This is a genomic window from Dactylosporangium sp. NPDC000521, assembly GCF_042898305.1.
Lineage (GTDB): Bacteria > Actinomycetota > Actinomycetes > Mycobacteriales > Micromonosporaceae > Dactylosporangium.
Map to the genome: position 1 here is coordinate 452167 of NZ_JBIAYW010000008.1, position 20690 is coordinate 472856.

Below are 20690 nucleotides of genomic sequence, written 5' to 3' on the forward strand. Positions count from 1 at the left end.
TGTCGGCGTGATCCGGTTGTGTCAAGAGTTGACAGAACTGCTGGCGTGGAGGATCGTCGATGAAAACCGGATGGCGGTCCGGGCCTTTGCTGGTTCTGGAGGCCGCCATGCGGGTGCTTGTCGCCTTTGCCTTGCTCTTTGCCGCCGTGGTGGCCGTTCCCGCGCCGGCCGGGGCCGCCACCGTCGTCTGCAACCGCTACTGCGACGGGCGCGACGCCGCGCTCGCACCGTCGGACCGGCAGACGGTGAGCAGCACCCTGTACGGGCGGCGCTTCACCATGCATCTCAACGACACCGACGCGATGGCGTGGGCGAGCCTGGACAACGGCAAGGCCGGCGACGAGGTGTGGCTGGACCGGTCCTTCGACGGCGGCCGCACGTGGGTCGACAGCCGCATCGGCTTCGCCACCGTGCCCGCCGGTGCCACCGGAAGGCGGACCGCGCAGTTCAACGTCGACAACTGGGCGGCGAACGGGGTCGGCGCGCTGCGCGCCTGCGGCAAGGCCGGTGACCGCCCCGAACTGACCTGCACGGCGTGGACCCGCAGCACCTGGAACGCGTGGGACCGTCGTACCGCGGCCGCCACCGCCCTCATGATGCAGTACAACCTCTCCACGGGGTTGTTCGGCGACAACGACTGGTGGACCTCGGCGAACGCGCTCACGGCCGTCATCGACAACAGTCGCCGGTCGGGGATGGGCAGCTACCGGTACGCCATCGCCACCACCTACGACAAGCAGGTCAACGCCCGGCTGGGTCAGTTCCGCAACGAGTACCTCGACGACACCGGCTGGTGGGCCCTGGCGTGGGTGGCCGCCTACGACGCGACCGGCGACAGCCGCTACCTGAACACCGCCCGGGCCGGCGCCGACCACATGTACGCCTACTGGGACACCCGCTGCGGCGGCGGGGTGTGGTGGAAGACGGACCGGCAGGTCAAGAACGCCATCGAGAACAGCCTCTACATCCAGCTCAACGCGGCGCTGTCGCTGCGCCTGCCGGGCGACACGGTCTACCGGGGGCGGGCTCAGGCGGGCTGGACCTGGTTCCAGAGCACCGGGATGCTCAACGGATCGAACCTGGTCAACGACGGGATCAGCCTCAGCACGTGCCGCAACAACGGGTCCGTGACGTGGACCTACAACCAGGGCGTGCTGATGAACGCGTTGGTGCAGCTCAACCGCCTGACGGGGGACGCCGCCGCCCTGGCCGCGGCGCGGCGCGTCGGGGATGCGCTGGTCTCCAGTTCGTACCTGTCGCCCGGTGGCATCCTGCGTGAGCCGAACGAGAGCAACACCTGCTCCGGGGACGGGGCGTCGTTCAAGGGCGCGGCCGTGCGTGGCCTGGGTGTCCTGAACGCCGCCGTCGGCGGCGCCTTTGATGGCTATCTGCGGCGCAACGCCGACAGCGCCTATGCGAACGATCGGGACACTCTGGATGCTTACGGCAGCCACTGGGCCGGTCCACGGACTTCGTCGGATCACAGGTGCCAGCACAGCGCGGTGGATCTGCTCAACGCCGCTCCGTAGTTTTCTCTCGTCGTCGTGAACCGGTGGGCGGGGTCGATCCGATGATGAGGTGTGAGGGTTCAGTCTGACGCCGATCTGCTCGCGCTGGCCGCTGCCGGCGACAGGGCGGCGTTCGAGGAGTTCTATCGGCGGCACGCCGTCTGGTTGATGTTGCGGCTGCGGTACCGGTGTGCCGACGAGACCCTGGTGGACGACGTCGTCCAGGAGACGTTCCTCGAGCTCTGGCACGGTGGCGCCGCGCGCTACCGGGAGCAGGGCGACGTCGCCGGCTGGCTGTGGCGGATCGGCATGCGCCGCCTGGTCGATGCCCTGCGCCGGCAGAGCGCCCGGCACCGGCTCGGCCGGCTCCTCGCCCGGTTCCGCGGCCGCGACGAGCCCTCGGCGCCTTCGGCCGAGGAGCTGGTGCTGGGCGGCGTCGAGCACGGCGACCTCGCCGGCGCCCTGTCCCGGCTCTCCCCGGAGCTGCGCGCCGTCGTCCAGGCCACCGTCCTGGACGGGCTCACCACCGCCGAGGCCGCGGTGCTGCTCGGCATCCCGCCCGGCACGGTCAAGACGCGGGCGATGCGTGCCCGCCGGCAACTACGGCAGGAGCTGGCATGAGCGGGCAGCGGAGCGGCTTGGCCCGCTCATTGGGGTGGCAGGTTGGCTCGGGCCGGTGCCGGAGCGTGGCGGAGGTGACGGCGTGAGCGGGCAGCGGAGCGGCTTGGCCCGCTCATTGGGGTGGCAGGTTGGCTCAGGTCGGCGCCGGAGCGTAGCGGAGGTGACGGCATGAGTCGTTCCGATGTGTGGCATCTCCAGGACTCCGACGTGCGGGCGTATGCCGGCGGTGGGCTCGCCGGGCCGCTGCTCTGGTCGGTGGAGGCGCACCTCGGCGCGTGCGCCCCGTGCCGCTCGCGGCTCACCGACTTCGCGGATCCAGGGCTCGTCGACGACGGCTGGGCCCGCCTCGACGCCTCGCTCGACGCGCCCGTGCCCGGGCCGGTCGAGCGGATCCTGCTGCTGCTCCGCGTGCCCGACCACACCGCCAGGCTGCTCGCCGCGACCCCGGCGCTGCGGCTGTCGTGGCTCGTCGCGATCACCCTGACCCTGGCGATGACCGCCACGATCGCCCGGCTCGCCGACCCGCTCGTGTTCCTCGCCGGCGCGCCGCTGCTGCCGCTGCTCGGCGTGGCCGTGTCGTTCGGGCCCGGCATCGACCCTACGTATGAGGTGGCCCTGGTCGCGCCGATGCAGTCCTTCCGGCTGCTCCTGCTGCGCTGCGCCGCCGTCGTCTCCGTCACCACCGTGCTGTGCGCCCTCGCCGGCCTGGCGGTGCCCGGCGCCGGCCCCGGCGCGGCCGGCTGGTTCCTGCCATCGCTCGCGCTGACGGTGGTCACGCTCCTGCTCGCCCCGCGCCTCGGCACGGTCACCGCGGCCGTCGCCGCCGGCGTCGGCTGGGGCGGCCTCGTCGCCGCCGCGGCGGGCGTCCTCTTCACCGCCGCCGGCCAGGCCGGCGTCGCCCTCGCCGTCGCCCTCGCCGCCTGGCTCCTGGCCCGGCGGGCGGCGACCTTCGACACCAGCTTCAGGAGGCTCCGATGAGCATCGACGCGGCCAGACAGCGCCGGCCCGACGGCACCGCCGGCGCCGTGCAGGCCGAGGGCCTGACCCTGCGGTACGGGCGCAAGACCGCCCTCGACGGCGTCACGCTCACCCTCGGCACCGGCGTCACCGGGCTTCTCGGCCCCAACGGCGCCGGCAAGACCACCCTCCTGCGGATCGTCGCCACCGCGCTCAACCCCGACGCCGGCTCGCTGCGCGTCCTCGGCCACGACCCGCTCACCGGCCCGGGGCGGCTCGCCGTGCGGCGCCGCCTCGGGTATCTGCCCCAGGACCCCGGCTTCCACCCGGGCTTCACCGCGTTCGAGTTCGTCGACTACGTCGCGATCCTCAAGGAGCTGACCCACCGCGGCGACCGCCACGCCGAGGTCCGCCGGGTCCTCGCCGCCGTCGGCCTCGACGACCAGCGCCGCACCCGCATCAAGGCGCTGTCCGGCGGCATGCGCCAGCGGGTCGCGCTCGCCGCCGCCCTCGTCGGCGACCCCGACCTGCTCATCCTCGACGAGCCGACCGTCGGGCTCGACCCGCAGCAGCGGATGCGCTTCCGCGAGCTCTTCGCCGACCTCGGCGAGGACCGGGCCGTGCTGCTGTCGACGCACCAGACCGAGGACGTCATGTCCCTGTGCCGCGAGGTCGTCGTCATCGACCGTGGCACCGTCCGCTTCTCCGGCCCGCCCGCCGACCTCGCCGCCCTCGCCGACGGCCGGGTGTGGACCAGCGCCACCCGCGAGCCCGGCGCCCTCGCCTCCTGGCGCACCGGCACCGGCCTGCACCGTCACGTCGGCGACCCGCCGCCCGGCGCCGAGTTGCTTCCGCCCACGATCGAGGACGGCTATCTCATGCTCGTCGACGTCGGCGGTGCGTCATGACGGCGGTCCTGGCACCACGCGCCGCCGCGCTGCCGGAGCGGCCGCCGCGGCGCCGGGCGATGCTGGCCCTGGCCCGGATCGAGGCCGTCCGCTTCGCCCGGCACCCGCTGACGCTCCTGGCTGTGCTGCTGTTCGCGTCTCCGTGGGTGTATGACCTCGTCACCGGCTCCACCGACCGCTATCCGGTGCTCCACGACAAGGTCGTCGGCCTGCAGCTGTCGGGGCTGTTCATCCTCGGCGGCGGCGCCCTCGTCGTCGCCAACCTCAACGCGCTGCGCGCCCACCGCCACCGCACCGACGTGCTCTACTCGGTGCTCGTCCTGCCAGACCCGTGGCGCACCGCCGCGTTCCTGCTCGCCCCGCTGCCCTACGCCGCCGGCGTGACCCTGCTGGCCGCCGCGCGGATCGGCGTCCTCGCCCTGCTGCCCGGCGCCGCCGGCCGCCCGGACCCGGCCGAGCTCGCCCTGATCCCGGTCCTCGTGGTCCTCCTCGCCGCCACGGGTGTCCTGCTCGCCAAGCTGATCCGCTCCGCCGTCGTGGCGCCCCTCGCGATGTTCGCCTTCGCCGTGGCCGCGTTCACCGTCCTGGTCGCCGCCGCCGACGGCAACATGGCGCTGCGCCTGCTCCAGCCGGTCATGTTCGGCGACCTGCCCTTCGCCCTGCCGGCCGACCTGGTCGACCGGCCGTCGCTGCGGCACCTCGGGTATGTGGCGGGCCTCGCCGGTCTCGTCGCCGTCGGCGCCCTGCTCCGCTCCGGCGCCCGCGGCCGCCCGGTGACCGCGGCCGCGGTGCTCGTCTCGCTCGTCACGGCCGCTGCCGGCGCCGCCCAGTTCCACACCGACGACGCCCTGCGCCACGCCGCTGTCGCCGCCACCGACGACCCCGCGGGCCAGCAGACGTGCCACCGCCGCGGCGACGTCACCTACTGCGCCTTCGCCGACTTCACGCCCTGGATCCCCGGCTGGGAGACGGTGCTGCAGGGCGTCCGCCGCACCGTCCCCACCGTCACCGGCCCACCCCTCGCCGTCCGCCAGCGCGTCTGGGCCCACGGCTACCCGACCGGCGGCCCCTCCGGCAGCACCGCCGACGAGACCGGCCGCAACCTCGCCTGGGAGCGCGCCGCGGCGGCCGCCGGCACCCCCGCGGTGATCCCGGCCGGCACCCGTTGGGGCGACGACACCTCCGAGGCCGTCTTCGCCGCCGGCGCCGCGCACCGCCTCATGACCGGCAGCGCGTTCGCCTCCAACGGCATGGTCTGCGGCGCCCGCGGCGCGCTGCTCGTGTGGCTCGTCGGCCAGGCCACCCCCGCGACCGCCCGGGGACTGCGGAAGCTGGACACCGCCAGCTCCGGCGCCCTCGCCTTCCTGGACGACACCACCTTCGTGGGCCTGGGCGTCCCCGACCGCGATGCCGCGCCGGGCCTCAGCGCCCTGCGGCGGCCTCCCGCCGAGGTCGGCGCCCTGGTCACCGCGCACTGGACCGAGCTGACCGACCCCGCCACTCCGGCGGACCGATTCGCCGCGCTCATGGGCGTGCCGATCGCGCCGGAGCCTCCCGCGGAGGAGCGCACCGTATGCACCGCCTGACCACCGCTGTGCCGCGCCGCCCTCCGGGAACGGCCGGCGGTCATCGGGTCGATCTGATCGCCTGCGCTTCCTGCGGCGAGGCGGTCGCGGGTCGAGCGGCGGGTCCGGCATGACGTGGCCTGCCCTCGTCCCGCCGACCCTCCGGGCGATCCGCTGGAGCCCGGTGCTCGGCGCGATGGCGGCCGGTCTCGCGATCGTCGGCGTCCCCGCGGCGATGTCGGTGACCCTCACGCCCGACAACCTGGCCGTGCTGCTCCGCCTGGCCACCGCCTGCGCCGCCGTCGGCCTGGCGTTCCTCTACGACGACCCCGCCAAGCCCACCACCGCCACCGCGCCGGCTCCTGCCTGGCACGGGGTCGCGATCCGCACCGCCGCCGGCATCACCGTCCTGGCCGCGTGGTGGGCCGCCGCGCTCGCCATCACGATCGCCGGCGCCCAGGACGGCACTGGCGACCTCGTTCCGCTGCGGGCCGTGACCCTGGAGGCGGCGGCCATCGGCGCCCTTGCCCCGGCCTCCGCCGTCCTCGCCTGGCGGCTGGCGCCACGCGGCGTGGCCAGCACCACCGCCGCCCCCGCCGTCCTGGTCGCCCTCGCCGCTCTCGCCTTCGCTCCCCGCTCGGCGGCGTTCTTCGTCAGCGTCGACGGGCCTGACTGGACCGGCGCCCACCAGCGCCTGGCGGCCGTGCTCGCCGCCGCCTGCCTCACCACGATCGTCGCCGCGTCGCCGGTCTTACCCCGCCGTCCGGCGGCCACCCGCACCGCCGCCGCGGCATCCGGTCAGCCCGCGGCGGCGACCGCACCTACGCGGCGCGGACGTGGCCGTCGGTGACGTGCCAGCGGTGGTCGTAGCCGACGTTGCGGGCGAAGTACTCGTCATGGGTGATCATGACCAGGGTGCCCTGGTAGGCGCGCAACGCCTCCTCGACGACGTCGATGGCTTCGAAGTCGAGGTAGTTGGTGGGCTCGTCGAGGAAGAGGACCTGCGCGCCGGTGTTGACGATGACGGCGAGGAGCAGCCGGCGCAGCTCACCGGCGCTGAGGTCGCGCAGGCGGCGGCCCCACTCGTCCGGGCCGAAGAGGTGGGCTTCGAGCAGGGATTCGGCCTCGTCGACGTACACCGGCACCCTCGAGCGGAAGAATCCCAGCACCGTGCGGTCGTCGCGGCGCAGGTCGTCGTGGGTCTGGGGGAGGACCGCGACGTCGGCGGTGGTGGTGACGGCGCCCGCGTCGGCTTGGAGCCGGCCGGAGAGCACGCGCAGCAGGGTGGTCTTGCCCGCGCCGTTGGGGCCGGTGACGAGGACACGGCCGTGGATGTCGAGCGAGACGTCGTCGAGGACGCGCCGCGAGCCGAGCTTGACCGTGAGCCCGCGGGCGCTCACGGTCGCCGCGGTTCCCGGGGTTGCCACGGCCGCCGCGGTTCCCGGGGTTGCCCCGGTTGCCGCGGGCTCTGGGGTCGCCCGGGGTGCAGGGAATGCGAGGGTGAGTGGCGGGCGGGTGGACGGCTCGGCGATCCAGCGCGCGGAGGTCAGCTGCCGGGTCAGGCGCCGTTCGCGGGCTTTGGCCTTCTTGGCGACCTTCTTCGCGTACCGGCGGATCTTGTCGGACCCGAGCCCCGAGCGCACCGACTCCTCGACGCCGCGGGCCTGGTCCTTGGTGCTCGCGATGTCGGCCTCGAGCCGGCGGCGGAACTTCTCCTGCGCCTCGTGGTCGAGCAGGAGCTTCTGCCAGCGGCGGGTCTTCTCGGCGCGGTAGTCGGTGTAGCCGCCCTCGTACCACTGCGGGGTGGTGTGGATGCCGTCGAGCTCGACGATCCGGGTCACCGTGCGGTCGAGGAACGCCCGGTCGTGCGTGACGACCAGGACCGCGCCGCGGAACCCCGCGAGGAACCCGCCGAGCCACGCCGTGCCGGCGGCGTCGAGATGGTTCGTCGGCTCGTCGAGAATGAGCACGTCAGGAGTCGCGAGCAGGACGCGGGCGAGCATCAGCCGGGCCTGCTCGCCGCCGCTGACCTCACCGACCGGCAGGTCGTCGGGAAGGTGTGCGATGTCGAGCCGTTCGCGCACCTCGGCCCGGCGCTGCGGTGCCGACCAGCCTTCCAGGGCCAGCCAGCGCTCCTGGACCTGCCCGTACTCCTCCAGGGCCGCCGCGTCGTCCGCCATGCGGGCTTCGAGCGTCCGCATCCGGCGCGCGAGGCGGTCGGCTTCGCCGTCGCTCAAGAACGAGAGAACGGAGATGTCCGGGTCCGGGACCTGCTGGGCGAAATAACCGATCCGGCGCCGCGGTGCGAGGCTGACGTGGCCGCTCGTCGGCTTCTCGGCCCCGGTCAACAACCGCAGCAGCGTGGTCTTCCCGGCGCCGTTGGGCCCGACGAGCCCGAGCCGGTCACCGGCGTTCAGAGTGAAGTCGACGCCCTCGAACAGCAGCTCGGCGTCGTAATGCTTGGACAGGGAAACAGCGCGTAGCAAGGTGGCCTCGCAGCGGGAGTGTGAGCGGACGGGAACATCACCCGGCCCGTCCCCTGCGCGGGGTCCAGGTCAGGCGGTCGGCACGTCCTGCGAATCACACGAACGCATCGTCGCTCATCTCGCCCGGCGCCGCCACCGGATTACGACCGAGGGCCGCCCCCTCGAAAGGTGGCGGCCCTCGGTGTGCCCGATGCTCAGGTGCGGTCGCGGGGCGGCGCGGCCCACGGCGACGTCGGCGGCTCGTCGTCGCCACGCTCAGCGGCGGCGGCCCGCTCGGCGGTGAGCCGCTCGAGCTCGGCCTGCGCGTTGGCCCGCCGCTCCGCCTCGCCCCGCGCGAACGCCGCCCGACGCTCCGCCTGCTCCGCCGCGCTCGGCGCGCCGAGCCTGGTGGTCACGTCCGGGTCGACGGGTCCGATGCGGGTGGTCGCCTGCTGGTCCGTGTCCGTCTCGGGCGCCGTCTCCTCGACGGGATCGGTGGCCCGCATCGGAATGAACCGGGTCGTCGCGCCCTCGTCGGCGGTCCCGTCGGCGGTCGGGGGTTCGCCGGTCTCGCTCTGCGCGGCGTGCCGTGGCCGGGACGGACGGTTGGGGTGGAGCGCTTCGGTCTCCTCCTCGCGGACGCCCCGCCGCCCGACGCTGAACCCGTCGAACGACGGCCCCGCCAGGATCGACGTCTCCCGCACCACGTCGGGCCGCGCCGCCCGCGACGGCAACGCCCCACCATCACCGACAGCCGGCGTCTGCTGTGTGACGCCGAACGGCTCGGTGGCCGGCTCGCTCATGCTGGGGCGGCCGTACCTGGTCTGAGGAACCTCGGACGACGGCGCCACCGACTCGGACGCGGGACGCGACGGCCCACCCCCGTGCGGCGCGGCCGGCGTGGCAGGCGCGCTGAACGGCCGGGTCGGCGACTCGTCGCCGTCCTCCGCCAGCCCGCCGGGCACCCCAGCCCAGGGCCTGCCCGCAGCCCCAGCGGCCGCAGGCCCGGCGGCCGGCGGTGCGGTCGCGGGAGGCGCGGATGCGGGAGGGGCGGTGTGCCCGAACTGCGTGGCCGGCGGTGCGGACGCGGGCCCGGACGCGGGCGGCGCGGATGCGGGAGGGGCGGTGTGCCCGAACTGCGTCGCCGGCGGTGCGGATGCGGGCGGTGCGGATGCGGGCGGCGCGGATGCGGGCGGTGCGGATGCGGGCGGTGCGGATGCGGGCGGTGCGGATGCGGGCGGTGCGGATGCGGGCGGCGCGGATGCGGGAGGGGCGGTGTGCCCGAACTGCGTGGCCGGCGGTGCGGACGCCGGCCCGGACGCGGGAGGCGCCGAGGCAGGATCGGCCGCGGTGTGCCCGAACTGCGGCGCAGGCGGTGCGGAAGCCGGCCCGGACGCAGGGGGCGCGGACGCCGGACCGGCCGCGGGCGGTGCAGACGCGGGACCGGCCGCAGGGGGTGCGGACGCCGGGCCGGAGAACTGCGGTGCGGCTGCGGGCCCGGCCGTTGGCTGCGCGAACTGCGGCGCGGACGGTGCGGACGCGGGTGCGGAGAACTGCGGTGCGGCCGGCGCAGGCGCGGGCCCGGATCCGGCCTGCCCGAACGGCGAAGCCTGCGGCGCGGACGCCGGACCGGCCGCGGGCGGTGCCGATGCCGGACCGGATGCCGGTGGTGCGAACGGTGCCGGCGGCGCGGACGCGGGACCGGCGGAGGGCTGTCCGAACTGTGCCGGCGGTGCCGATGCCGGACCGGATGCCGGTGGTGCGAACGGTGCCGGCGGCGCGGACGCGGGACCAGCGGAGGGCTGTCCGAACTGTGCGGGTTGGGCGGGCGCGGAGCCGGCCGGCGGCGGGCCGAACTGGGCGGGCGGTGCCGACGCGGGGCCGGACATGGGAGGTGCGAACGGCGCGGGCGGCGCCGGCGGGGCGGATGCAGGCTGGCCGAACTGGGGCGCGGGGGGTGCCGAGGCAGGACGGGGCGTGCCCGGCGGAGTGAACGGCGGTGTCTGCGCCCCCTGACCGGCGGCCGGACGGAACTGTGTCGCGGAGCCCGGCGCGGGCGCGCCACCGGGCGGGAACGGCCCGGGCGGCGTCGATCCCTGCGGGGCGGCCGGAGCCGGCGGTCCACCCCGGCCACCGAGCGACGGCGGGAACGGTCCGGGCGGCGCGGCCGGCGCGGCCTGCCCAGCCGGGGTCCCAGTCCCGGGAGCGGCGGCCGGCGGCTGCGCGGCGAGTGGCTGCGTGACCGGCGCTTGAGTGGCGGCCGGCTGCGTCAGCGGGGGCTGGCCAGCGAGCGGAGCGGCGTACGGCTGCCCAGAGGCCGGCGGTGCCGAGTACGGCTGCGCAGGGTAAGGCTGTGCGGAGGCCGGCGGGGCGGAGGACGGCTGGGGAGCAGAGGGCTGGGCGGCGGACGAGTCCGGGGTGAGCCACAACGGGGCGGCGCCGCTGCCGGGTGCCGAGACCGGTGCCGGGCTGCTCTGCTGGCCGGGGTGCCCACCGGCGGGAGGCTGCGCGGCGAATCCAGGAGCAGGTGCCCCGCCCGCCGCGGAGGGCTTCGTCAACGCAGGCGGAGCAGACGCAGGAGAAGCAGACGCCGGCGGCGCAGAAGACGGCGGGGCCGAGAACGGTGGAGCAGAAGACGGCGGAGCGGACGACACCGGAGGCGCGGAGGTCACCGGCGGCGGATACGAGCCAGCGCCCGACACCGGAGCCCCGAAGGGCGACGCGGGCGAGTGGCCGGCGGGGCGGCCCAGCGGCGGCACCGGCTGCGTCGCGTCGGACGGCAGGCCGGTCGAGCCGGCCGGGGCCGCACCGTAGCTGGGCAGGACCGAGGTGGCGCCGCCAGAGCCGCTACCGCCACTGGAAGCGGCCGACGCGCCGTACGGCGGCAGCACCGACGTCGCGCCGCCGGCGGCGGCCGGGAACGCGGCGGTGCGGGAGCCGGGGTGCGTCGCGGCCGGGCCCTGGCCCAGGGGGAACTCGTGCGGGTCGAGGGGCTCGCCGCCGGTGACGACGACCGGGACGGTCAGGGGCCACGCGCGCCAGCGCTTGACGCTCGCGGCGGCGACCAGCAGGAGCATGCCCAGGACGGCGGTGGTGCCGTTGAGGATGGGCAGCTGCAGGTTGATCGTCAGGCCGGCGAGCTTGTAGTCGGCGGGCAGGCTGTCCAGGGCGCCGAGCGGGTCGATGAAGAGGCTCACGTAGGTGCCGAGCAGCGCCAGGCCGGCGACGATCGGGCCGACGGGGGAGATGCGCAGAGTGGCGATGAGGCCCAGGATCAGGCCGGCGCCCAGGAGGTAGGCGGCGGGCACGATGAGGTCGACGCTGTCGAAGGCGCCGCGCTCCACCCACTTCGTCACCGTTTCGGTGGACTTCTGCTGGCCGAGGGCGATCAGCAGCCACGCGATCGGGGCGATCAACATCCCCGCGATCAGGCTTCCCACGTGTCGCATGGTTCGCACCGTACCGTCTGGGGAATGCAGGAGCACACTGGCCGACCGACCGCCTATTCACGGGTCACGTTGAGTCGCATCATGACCGCCGTCGACGTCAATCTGTACGGCACGGTCCACGGCGGTGTGATCATGAAGTTCGTCGACGACGTGGCGGGCGCGGCGGCGGCGCGGCACTCGGGCGGCACGGCGGTGACGGCGTCGATCGACGAGATCCTGTTTCTGGAGCCGCTGCGGGTCGGCGACCTCGTGCACGCGTACGCGCAGGTCAACTGGACCGGAAAGACCTCCATGGAGATCGGCGTGCGGCTGGTCGCGCAGCGGTGGGACGAGGTCGCCGAGCCAGTCGTGGTGGCGACCGCATACCTGGTGTTCGTCGCGGTCGACGCCGACGGCAAGCCGAGGACGGTGCCGCCGGTCGTGCCCGATTCGCCCGAGAACGAGGGCCGGTGGCGCGAGGCCGAGATCCGCCGCGAACACCGCCTGTCGCGCCGGGAAGCGATCCAGCGGCACCGCCAGAAGGCGGAGAAGTAGCGGGAACATGACACGAGCCTCCGGAAAAGAAGGGGTGTGGACCCGGAAGGCAACCTCTTGATCGCAGACGGCTTCACGGCCATCTACGGCCGGGCGCGGACCTGGTCGTGAAGGCCGGCGACTTCGACTTCGTGGACTTTGCCACACAGCCGCGGCCGGTGCCGGGGGCCACCCGGGGACCTCACGCAGGAGAAGCCGGGGTCAGCGGTTCATCCACCACACCGAAGCGTTGAGCACCGTGGCGAACGTGACCCACGCCCAGTAGGGCACCAGCAGCCCGGCCGCGAGGCGCGACTCCCGCCGGAACATGGCGATGTTCACGCCGATCAGCACCCACAGTGCGACGATGTCGGCCAGCGCCAGGCCACGCTGCCCGGCGCCGAAGAACAACGGCGTCCAGATCGCGTTGAGAGCCAGCTGAACTGCGAAGACGGTGAGGGCGGCGGTCCATCCGGAGCGCCGCCACACCAGCCAGCCGGACACCGCGATGCAGCAGTACAGGACGGTCCAGACCGGCCCGAACAGCCACGACGGGGGCGCCCACGAGGGCTGGCTGAGCGAGTCGTACTCAGTGGCGGTCCCGGCCACGCCCAGGCCGCCGATCAGGGCGGCGGCCGCCGCGGCGGCGGCGAAGCCGGCCAGCCCGAGCCACTGCGGGCGGTGGTGGTGCGGCAACGAGAGTGTCATACCCGCGTCGGTTACCCGCGACCGCCACACGGAAACCGGGCTGCGGATGTCGGTGGCCCACACTGAGCGATCGTTCGGGCGTGCAGGAAGATGGTCGGATGGCGAAGGAGCTGTGGCGACCCCCTGCAGACGTCCGCGAACGCACCCGCATCGGTGCCTTCCTGCGATGCCTGTCGAGCGAGCGGGGCCTGGAGTTCGAGGACTACGGGCAACTGTGGCAGTGGTCGGTCGACCACCCGGCCGAGTTCTGGCAGGCGATCTGGGAGCACTTCGAGGTCATCGCGCACGAGCCGGCCACCGCGGCGCTGCTCGACGCACGGATGCCCGGCGCCGACTGGTTCCCCGGCGCCCGCCTCAACTACGCCGAGCACGTGCTGCGGATGCCCGGCGTCGCCGACGACGAGCCGATCGTCCTCGCCTATTCGCAGACCCGCGAGCCGGTCACGCTGACCGCCGCGCAGCTGCGCGAGCAGGTCCGCCGGGCGCAGGCGACGCTGCGGCGGCTCGGCGTCACGCAGGGCGACCGGGTCGCGGCGTACGCGCCGAACATCCCCGAGACGTTCGTCCTCATGCTCGCCGTCGCCGGTCTCGGCGCGATCTTCTCCAGCTGCGCGCCCGAGTTCGGCACCCGCTCTGTCGTCGACCGGTGGCAGCAGATCGAGCCGAAGGTCCTCGTCGCCGTGGACGGCTACCGCTACGGCGACAAGGCCGTCGACCGGCGCGCCGAGGTGGCGGCGATCCGTGCGGCGCTGCCGTCGCTGGAGGCGTTCATCGAGATCCCGTACCTGTCTGGCGGCGAGGACGTCTGGGACGACACCGACGAGCCGCTGACGTTCGCGCCGGTACCGTTCGGCCACCCGCTCTACGTGCTGTACTCCTCCGGCACCACGGGCCTGCCGAAGCCGATCGTGCACGGCCACGGCGGCATCCTCCTCGAGCACCTCAAGATGCTCGCGCTGCACCACGACCTCGGCCCCGGCGACCGGTTCTTCTGGTTCACCACGACCGGCTGGATGATGTGGAACTACCTGGTCTCCGGCCCGGCGGTCGGCGCCGCGATCGTCCTCGTCGACGGCAACCCCGCGCACCCCGACCTCGGCTGGCTGTGGCGGGTCGCGGCCGAGTCCGGCACCACGTACTTCGGCACGTCCGCACCGTTCCTGCTGTCGTGCCGCAAGGCCGGCCTGGTGCCGCGGGAGCAGGCCGACCTGTCGGCGCTGCGCGGCGTGGGCTCCACCGGCGCGCCGCTGCCACCGGAGGGTTTCGAGTGGGTGTACGACGCGGTCTCCGCCGACGTCCTGCTGGCCTCGGCGTCCGGCGGCACCGACGTGTGCACGGCGTTCGTGGGCGGCGTGCCGCTGCTGCCCGTCCACGCGGGCGAGATCGCCTGCCGGGCGCTCGGCGCACGGGTCGAGGCGTACGCCGCCGACGGCACCCCGGTCATCGGTGAGCTCGGCGAGCTCGTCATCACCGCGCCGATGCCGAGCATGCCGGTCGGCTTCTGGGGCGACACCGACGGATCCCGCTACGCCGACGCGTACTTCGGCACGTACCCCGGCGTGTGGCGGCACGGCGACTGGATCACCATCGACGAGGGCGGCGCCTGCGTGATCACCGGCCGCTCCGACGCCACCCTCAACCGCGGCGGCGTCCGGCTCGGCACCAGCGAGTTCTACTCGGTCGTCGAGGGCCTCGACGACGTGACCGACTCCGTCGTCGTGCACCTGGAGGACCCCGAGGGCGGGGCGGGGGAGCTGCTGCTGTTCGTCGTGCTGCGGCCCGGCGTGACCCTCGACGACGCGCTGCGCGCCACGATCGCGCGGGAGCTGCGCACGGCCCTGTCCCCGCGGCACGTGCCCGACCAGCTGTTCGCGGTGGAGGCGGTGCCGCGGACGCTTTCGGGCAAGAAGCTGGAGGTGCCGGTGAAGCGGATCCTCACCGGCACGCCCGTCGATCAGGCCGCCGCGAAGGGCGCCCTGGCCAACCCGGAGTCGCTGCGGTACTTCGAGGCGGTCCGGGCGGCTAGACAGTAGGGCCGACGGTGAGATCGACCTGTTCGGAGGTGCCACGCGCGGGCAGCTTCGACAGGTCGGTGTTCACGCTGAGCACCACGCTCGCGCCGGCGGCCAGCGGGGCCAGCAGCCAATCCAGCGGGTACGGGTAGGCGTCCGCGTCGATGAGCACCCTCGTGCCGGACATGCCCAGCTCGGCGGCCCTGGCGCGGGCGCGCTCCAGGAGCGTGCCGTGCCCGTCGAGCGCGCCGTCGGTCTCGACGAGCGCGCCGGTGTCAGCGGTGACGGGTGCGCCGGGGAAGTGGTCGCCGTGCTGGCGGGCCGAGGCCACGTAGTCGGCCCAGCCGGCCGGTGGGTTGCGCATCGGCATGCCCATCGGGGCCAGGCCGAGGACGAACCGGTCCGGCGGGCCCGCCGGGACGCCCGCCTCGACCGCGGGCGCCGACGCGAACTCGACGTCGATGCCGGCCGCGGTCGGCTCGCCGAACGCGACGGTGAGCCCGGCGGACCAGGCGCCGAGCAGCACCGCGGCGGTCTGCCAGTGCGGCGGCAGCCAGATGCCGGCCGTGTCGCCCGGGCCGAGCCCGCAGCCGTCGACCAGCAGATTCGCGGTCTTCGAGACCCAGTTGCCGAGCGTCGCGCCGGACAGCTCGACCCGCTCGCCGGTGGCGTCGTCGTAGAACGTCAGCAGCGGAAGTGACGGGTCTCTCCCGACAATTGCCGCAAAGAGTGAAGGAACTGTATTCCCCATATGTCCGGAAAATCCTCCCATAGCATCTCCAATCGGGTCTAGCTAGGTGGTGTGCGATGGGGGTATGGGCAATGCGACGATACCGGCGGCTCCAGCTCGTCGCCGCGGGCGGCGTGGCCGTCGCCCTGCTCAGCGCCGGCGGTGCCACCGCTGACCCGCGCATCCCGTTCCTGCCGCCGCCCCCGGACCTCGCCGCGCCGACCCAGTGGGCCAACCCCACCGCCACGAAGTCCGCCGCCACCGGCGTCACTCCCAACGTCACGCGCATCGCGCTGGGCAGCTTCGAGAAGCCTGCCGACGGTGTCGCCGCGCAGGCGGGCGTGCCGGCGGGCCTCGGCGAACGGTACCGGCGCGGCGTGAAAGCACGGACACTCACCGTCACGCGTGAGGCCACGGCCCCCTTCAGCGCCGTCGGTGTCACCTGGCGCGAGACCGGCAGGATCGGCAACGTCAGCGTCGCCGTCCGGCACCACACCCCCGGCGGAGCCTGGAGCGCCTGGCGGATCGTCGACACCGCCGAGGCCGACCGCGACGTCACGCCCGACGCCCCGCGGCCCGGCCAGCGCGGCGGCGCAGAGCTCGTCTGGACCGGCAAGGCGGACGGCGTGCAGCTGGCGGTGACCACGACCGGCGGGTCGACGCCGCACGACATCACCGCCGACCTCATCGACCCCGCCGACGCGCCCGGCGACATCGCGCCGGCCCCCGCCGCTCCGATCACGGAGAGTCAGCCCGTCGGGCTGCGCCCGTTCATGCCCACCATCCTGCGCCGCGCCGCCTGGGGCGCCAACGAGCAGCTGATGGACTGGCGACCGCAGTACGCCACCTACGTGAAGGCCGTCGCCCTGCACCACACCGCCACCGGCAACGACTACGGCCCGGAGGACGTGCCGAAGATCCTCCGGTCGATCTACCAGTACCAGACGGTCAGCCGCGGCTGGGGCGACATCGGCTACAACGTGCTGGTCGACCGCTTCGGCAGGCTCTGGGAGGGCCGCTCCGGCGGGCTGTCCCGCCCCGTCGTCGGCGCCCAGGCCGGTGGGTTCAACACCGGCACCGCGGGCATCGCGATGATCGGCGACTACCGGTACACGAGCGTGCCGCAGCCGGTCCAGGAGGCCGCCGCGCAGTACACCGCGTGGAAACTTTCACTGCATCAGGCGATCGATCCGCGCGGCACCGTCAGCCTCACCGGCGGTGGATCGACGTCGCGCTACCCGGTCGGCACCACCGTCACGGTGCCCCGCGTCTTCCCGCACCAGCAGACAAACCCGACAGAGTGCCCCGGCGCCAAGGGCCTCGCCGCGCTGCCCTGGATCCGTGACCGTGCCGGCGCGATCCTCGGCGACCTGGTCAAACCCGAGGTCGTGCGGACGCTGCTGGCCGCGTACCGGCCCACCGACGGCACCGTCCGCCTGCAGGGCATCCCCGAGCCGATCTTCACCAGCGGACCCAACGAGATCCCGGTCGCCGCGGACTACAACGGCGACGGCAAGGCCGACGTCGCGACCTGGTCACCGACGACCGGCAACTGGAGCATGCTGCTGACCGGCGAGGGGCGCAGAACCGTCCAGTGGGGTCTGCCGGGCGATGTGCCGGCCCCCGCCGACTTCGACGGCGACGGTGCCGCTGAGCTGGCGGTCTTCCGGCCCGCGACCGGTGTCTGGTACATCAAGGGCATCGGCGAGCTGCAGCTCGGGGTGCCCGGCGACGTGCCCGTGCCGGCCGACTACACCGGCGACGGCCGCGCCGAGGCCGCCATCTGGCGCCCGTCGACCGGGCTATGGGCGATCTACGCGCTGCGCGAGTTCAAGGTCGGCGCGCCCGGCCAGCTCGCCGCGCCCGCCGACTACGACGGCAACGGCACCATCGACGCGGCGACCTGGAACCCGGTCACCCAGCAGTTCACCATCGACGGCCAGGCCGCCGTGAAGTTCGGCGCCTCCGGTTCGCCGGTGTCCGCGCAGTACGACGGGGACGGCCGCGCGGATCCGGCGGTGTATCACGACGGCCGGTACGAGATCCGCGGTGCGGGCGGTTACGACGTCGGTGCGCCGGGCGACATTCCGATGCCGCTGAGCTGAATCCTGGGTTTCCTCGATCGCGAGTCGCGTCGTGGACATCGATCACCGGGGGATCGGGCGTAGGCTTTGGCAGACGTAGCGCGTGACGTTCGTTACGCGTGGCATGCCGTGTTCGAAGGAGACGCCCAGTGACCCCCGGCCGTCCGCCCCGTGTGCTCGTCGACGCCACGAGTGTCCCAGCCGACCGAGGCGGTGTCGGGCGCTACGTCGACGGTCTGCTCGGCGCCCTGGCCGCGCTCGACGCCGACCTCGCCGTGGTCTGCCAGCGTACCGACGCCGAACGTTACGGAAGGTTACTGTCCGGTGCCCGGATCATGGCCGCGCCGGCCGCCGCGGCCCACCGGCCCGCCCGCCTCGCCTGGGAGCAGACCGGCCTGCCGATGCTCGCCCAGCAGGTCGGCGCCCAGGTGCTGCACTCGCCGTTCTACACGTGCCCGCTGCGGGCCGGCTGCCCCGTCACCGTCACGGTCCACGACGCCACGTTCTTCACCGAACCGGAGCACTACGACAAGTCCCGGCGCACGTTCTTCCGCTCCGCGATCAAGACGTCGCTGCGCCGTGCCAGCCGGGTCATCGTCCCCAGCAAGGCCACCCGCGACGAGCTGATCCGCCTTCTGGACGCCGACCCGACCCGCATCGACGTGGCCTACCACGGCGTCGACCCCGACGCGTTCCACGCGCCCACCGACGACGAGAAGGCCCGCGTCCGGGCCCGTCTCGGCCTCGGCACGACCGAGTACATCGCGTTCCTCGGTGCCAAGGAGCCCCGCAAGAACGTGCCGAGCCTCATCCGCGGCTGGATCTCCGCCGTCCGTGACCGGCCCGACCCGCCCGCGCTCGTCATCGCCGGCGGCCAGGGCCACGACGACGAGATCGACGGCGCGCTCGGCGAGGTCCCCAGCCACCTGCGCCTCCTGCGCCCCGGCTACCTGCGCTACGCGGACCTGCCCGGCTTCCTCGGCGGGGCCGTCGTCGCCGCCTACCCCTCCTACGGCGAGGGCTTCGGCCTGCCGATCCTGGAGGCCATGGCCTGCGGCGCCCCCGTCCTGACCACGCCGCGGCTGTCGCTGCCCGAGGTCGGCGGCGACGCTGTCGCGTACACCGGCCCCGGCACCGACGAGATCGCCCGTGACCTCGCCGCTCTGCTCGACGACCACGAGCGCCGCACCGCGCTCGCCAAAGCCGGCGCCGCCCGCGCCAAAGAGTTCACCTGGGAGTCGAGCGCCGAGGTCCACCTCGCCGCCTGGTCGAGAGCGGCCAATCCGCGCAATTAGTCCTCCCGCGTCACCCTCTGAAACCGGATCAGGCGATTTTCGTAGTGGACACGACACCTTCGAGTTGCTGCAACGCGACCTCTGCTGGGCATGATGAGCCTGTGTTCTACGCGGTCATCCCAGCAGGAGGCAGTGGCACGCGGCTCTGGCCGTTGTCGCGAGCCGGTCATCCCAAGTTTCTGCACGCCCTGACGGGCACCCCGTTGTCGCTGCTCCAGGCGACGTACGGGCGTCTGGCCGACCTCGCGACCCCCGAGACCACGTTCGTGGTCACCGGCGTGGCCCACGCGGCGGCAGTGGCGCGGCAGCTTCCGGGCCTCCCCGAGGGCAACATCCTCGTCGAGCCCACCCCGCGCGACTCGTGCGCGGCCATCGGCCTGGCCGCGGCCGTCATCGCCCGCCGCGACCCGCACGCCGTCATGGGCGCCTTCGCCGCCGACCAGCTGGTCCGGGACGTCCCCACCTTCACGTCCGTCCTGCGCAAGGCCATCGCCGGCGCCGAGGACGGCCTGCTGATGACCATCGGCATCACCCCCACCCACCCGGAGACCGGCTACGGCTACCTCCACGTCGGCGAGCCCACCGGCACCGGCGACGTCTGCAAGGTCGCCTCCTTCGAGGAGAAGCCCGCCCTGCCCCTCGCCCAGGCCTACGTCGACTCCGGCGAGTACCTGTGGAACGCCGGCATGTTCGTCTGGCGCGTCGACGTCTTCCTGGACGAGCTCGCCCGCCAGCAGCCCGCTCTCCACGACGGCCTGCGCCGCATCGCCGATGCCTGGGACACCCACGACCGCGAAGAGGTCCTCGCCGACCTCTGGCCCAACCTCACCAAGATCTCCGTCGACTTCGGCGTCATGGAAGGCGCCGGCGTGGCCGGCCTCGTCGGCACCGTCCCCGGCGACTTCGGCTGGAACGACGTCGGCGACTTCCACACCCTCGGCGAGCTCCTCGAGACCGACACCGCCGGCAACGTGGTCGTCAACCTCGACCCCGCCGCCCCGACCGGCGTCCTCATGCAGGACGCCGAGCGCGTCGTCGTCGTCCCCCAGTCAGGCCGCCTGGTCGCCGTCGTGGGCGTCAACGACCTCATCATCGTCGACACGCCCGACGCCCTCCTGGTCTGCCCGCGCTCCCGCGCCCAGGACGTGAAGAAGCTCGTCGACAGCCTGAAGGAACGCGGCTCCGTCGAACTCCTGTAACGCCCTGCCTGCTTGCCCTGCCTTGCCTCGCCTCACGCCGCCGCCCGGCCGGCAGACCCGCCCGCTCGCGCCCGCGACCTTCAGGCTGCTGGCGAGGTGGCGGCCGGCGTTCGCTTGATCGAAGGCTGCGGACGGCTGTGATGGCGGCCGGTCCTGTCCTTGGATCAAGGCCGCGGATGGTTGTGGCTCGCCTGCGTCCGTGATCTTCGGGGTGCTGGTGAGGTGGTGGCTGGCCCTTGCTTGATCGAAGGTTGCGGGTGGTTGTGGTGGCGGCCGGTGCTGTCCTTGGATCAAGGTCGTGGCCGGTTGTGGCCCGCCTGCGTCAGCGATCTTCGGGGTGCTGGTGAGGTGGTGGCTGGCCCTTGCTTGATCGAAGGTTGCGGACGGTTGTGATGGCGGCCGGTCCTGTCCTTGGATCAAGGCCGGGGTAGTCCGCATGTTGCTCGGCTCGTCACCTCGTGCGCTTCGGCGTCCCCTGCCGGAGCCGCGGCGGGTCGATCGAGTCTGGCGTTCGATCTGTGCGAGGTTGCAGCTCGACCGCCGGCGGGCGTGGAGCGGGGCGTGCCAGGTGGCCATGTGAACGCAAGCTCACTCGCACCGTCCTGTGGAGGGGCGCGAGCGGAGGCGGCGCGAGTGGAGGCGGCGCGAGTGGAGGCCACACGACGCGGCGGCCAGG

General features: G+C 73.8%; 15 protein-coding genes. 11 read left to right on the top strand and 4 right to left on the bottom strand.

The window, feature by feature from the left end:
* Window positions 1-107: 107 nt before the first annotated feature.
* The 6 genes from ACFY3L_RS27525 (at window position 108) to ACFY3L_RS27550 (ending at window position 6409) form a co-directional block, all read left to right on the top strand.
* Entirely contained in the window at window positions 108-1529 is a 1422-nt protein-coding gene (locus ACFY3L_RS27525; RefSeq protein WP_389329869.1) for a glycoside hydrolase family 76 protein, read from the top strand.
* A 51-nt stretch (window positions 1530-1580) separates the two neighbouring features.
* On the top strand, window positions 1581-2129 hold the full coding sequence (locus tag ACFY3L_RS27530) for an RNA polymerase sigma factor (RefSeq protein WP_389329871.1): 549 nt from the start codon (window positions 1581-1583) through the stop codon (window positions 2127-2129).
* A gap of 168 nt (window positions 2130-2297) precedes the next feature.
* Window positions 2298-3107 (top strand): hypothetical protein, encoded by an 810-nt coding sequence (locus ACFY3L_RS27535; protein WP_389329874.1) that lies wholly within the window; start codon window positions 2298-2300, stop codon window positions 3105-3107.
* Window positions 3104-3994 carry an ABC transporter ATP-binding protein gene (locus ACFY3L_RS27540; protein ID WP_389329877.1) on the top strand — a complete coding sequence of 297 codons (891 nt, stop codon included), beginning with the start codon at window positions 3104-3106 and terminating at the stop codon, window positions 3992-3994. The genes ACFY3L_RS27535 and ACFY3L_RS27540 overlap by 4 nt, the downstream gene beginning before the upstream one ends.
* A complete protein-coding gene (locus ACFY3L_RS27545; RefSeq protein WP_389329880.1) occupies window positions 3991-5580 on the top strand; it encodes a hypothetical protein in 1590 nt (529 codons plus the stop codon). Before ACFY3L_RS27540 ends, ACFY3L_RS27545 begins: the two co-directional genes overlap by 4 nt.
* A 109-nt stretch (window positions 5581-5689) precedes the next feature.
* Window positions 5690-6409 carry a hypothetical protein gene (locus tag ACFY3L_RS27550; protein WP_389329883.1) on the top strand — a complete coding sequence of 240 codons (720 nt, stop codon included), beginning with the start codon at window positions 5690-5692 and terminating at the stop codon, window positions 6407-6409.
* Here ACFY3L_RS27550 and ACFY3L_RS27555 read toward each other — a convergent pair.
* Both ACFY3L_RS27555 and ACFY3L_RS27560 read right to left on the bottom strand, forming a co-directional pair.
* Window positions 6381-8045, bottom strand: coding sequence for an ABC-F family ATP-binding cassette domain-containing protein (locus tag ACFY3L_RS27555; RefSeq protein ID WP_389329886.1), 1665 nt, complete (start codon window positions 8043-8045; stop codon window positions 6381-6383). The two genes, ACFY3L_RS27550 and ACFY3L_RS27555, sit on opposite strands and share 29 nt — an antisense overlap.
* A gap of 194 nt (window positions 8046-8239) precedes the next feature.
* Complete coding sequence (locus ACFY3L_RS27560) at window positions 8240-11473, bottom strand: hypothetical protein (protein WP_389329889.1); 3234 nt, start codon at window positions 11471-11473, stop codon at window positions 8240-8242.
* Between the two features lie 24 nt (window positions 11474-11497).
* Here ACFY3L_RS27560 and ACFY3L_RS27565 point away from each other — a divergent pair, with 24 nt between their 5' ends.
* Window positions 11498-12007 carry an acyl-CoA thioesterase gene (locus tag ACFY3L_RS27565; RefSeq protein WP_389329892.1) on the top strand — a complete coding sequence of 170 codons (510 nt, stop codon included), beginning with the start codon at window positions 11498-11500 and terminating at the stop codon, window positions 12005-12007.
* A gap of 201 nt (window positions 12008-12208) precedes the next feature.
* On the opposite strand, the gene ACFY3L_RS27570 is transcribed toward ACFY3L_RS27565, so the two are convergent.
* Window positions 12209-12694, bottom strand: a complete 486-nt coding sequence (locus tag ACFY3L_RS27570) for a TspO/MBR family protein (protein ID WP_389329895.1) — start codon at window positions 12692-12694, stop codon at window positions 12209-12211.
* Between the two features lie 98 nt (window positions 12695-12792).
* On the opposite strand from ACFY3L_RS27570, the gene ACFY3L_RS27575 reads away from it, so the two are divergent.
* Window positions 12793-14727, top strand: a complete 1935-nt coding sequence (locus ACFY3L_RS27575; protein ID WP_389329898.1) for an acetoacetate--CoA ligase — start codon at window positions 12793-12795, stop codon at window positions 14725-14727.
* Here the strand turns inward: ACFY3L_RS27575 and ACFY3L_RS27580 are convergent.
* Window positions 14717-15457, bottom strand: coding sequence for a TIGR03089 family protein (locus ACFY3L_RS27580; RefSeq protein ID WP_389329901.1), 741 nt, complete (start codon window positions 15455-15457; stop codon window positions 14717-14719). The genes ACFY3L_RS27575 and ACFY3L_RS27580 overlap by 11 nt on opposite strands.
* A gap of 71 nt (window positions 15458-15528) precedes the next feature.
* Here ACFY3L_RS27580 and ACFY3L_RS27585 point away from each other — a divergent pair, with 71 nt between their 5' ends.
* The 3 genes from ACFY3L_RS27585 to ACFY3L_RS27595 all read left to right on the top strand — a co-directional run bounded on the left by ACFY3L_RS27585 (window position 15529) and on the right by ACFY3L_RS27595 (window position 20014).
* Window positions 15529-17541 carry an N-acetylmuramoyl-L-alanine amidase gene (locus ACFY3L_RS27585; protein WP_389329904.1) on the top strand — a complete coding sequence of 671 codons (2013 nt, stop codon included), beginning with the start codon at window positions 15529-15531 and terminating at the stop codon, window positions 17539-17541.
* A gap of 128 nt (window positions 17542-17669) precedes the next feature.
* The gene (locus ACFY3L_RS27590) at window positions 17670-18815 is read left to right on the top strand and encodes a glycosyltransferase family 4 protein (protein ID WP_389329906.1); all 1146 of its coding nucleotides are present in this window, start codon (window positions 17670-17672) and stop codon (window positions 18813-18815) included.
* 101 nt (window positions 18816-18916) lie between these two features.
* Window positions 18917-20014 carry a mannose-1-phosphate guanylyltransferase gene (locus tag ACFY3L_RS27595; RefSeq protein WP_389329909.1) on the top strand — a complete coding sequence of 366 codons (1098 nt, stop codon included), beginning with the start codon at window positions 18917-18919 and terminating at the stop codon, window positions 20012-20014.
* Window positions 20015-20690 lie beyond the last annotated feature (676 nt).

Bases quoted from the DNA above. Each gene is read 5' to 3' on its own strand.
- ACFY3L_RS27580 (WP_389329901.1), bottom strand. From the start codon at position 15,457: ATGGGGAATACAGTTCCTTCACTCTTTGCGGCAATTGTCGGGAGAGAC.
- ACFY3L_RS27545 (WP_389329880.1), top strand. From the start codon at position 3,991: ATGACGGCGGTCCTGGCACCACGCGCCGCCGCGCTGCCGGAGCGGCCG.
- ACFY3L_RS27570 (WP_389329895.1), bottom strand. From the start codon at position 12,694: ATGACACTCTCGTTGCCGCACCACCACCGCCCGCAGTGGCTCGGGCTG.
- ACFY3L_RS27550 (WP_389329883.1), top strand. From the start codon at position 5,690: ATGACGTGGCCTGCCCTCGTCCCGCCGACCCTCCGGGCGATCCGCTGG.
- ACFY3L_RS27535 (WP_389329874.1), top strand. From the start codon at position 2,298: ATGAGTCGTTCCGATGTGTGGCATCTCCAGGACTCCGACGTGCGGGCG.
- ACFY3L_RS27540 (WP_389329877.1), top strand. From the start codon at position 3,104: ATGAGCATCGACGCGGCCAGACAGCGCCGGCCCGACGGCACCGCCGGC.
- ACFY3L_RS27575 (WP_389329898.1), top strand. From the start codon at position 12,793: ATGGCGAAGGAGCTGTGGCGACCCCCTGCAGACGTCCGCGAACGCACC.
- ACFY3L_RS27585 (WP_389329904.1), top strand. From the start codon at position 15,529: ATGCGACGATACCGGCGGCTCCAGCTCGTCGCCGCGGGCGGCGTGGCC.
- ACFY3L_RS27560 (WP_389329889.1), bottom strand. From the start codon at position 11,473: ATGCGACACGTGGGAAGCCTGATCGCGGGGATGTTGATCGCCCCGATC.
- ACFY3L_RS27525 (WP_389329869.1), top strand. From the start codon at position 108: ATGCGGGTGCTTGTCGCCTTTGCCTTGCTCTTTGCCGCCGTGGTGGCC.
- ACFY3L_RS27565 (WP_389329892.1), top strand. From the start codon at position 11,498: ATGCAGGAGCACACTGGCCGACCGACCGCCTATTCACGGGTCACGTTG.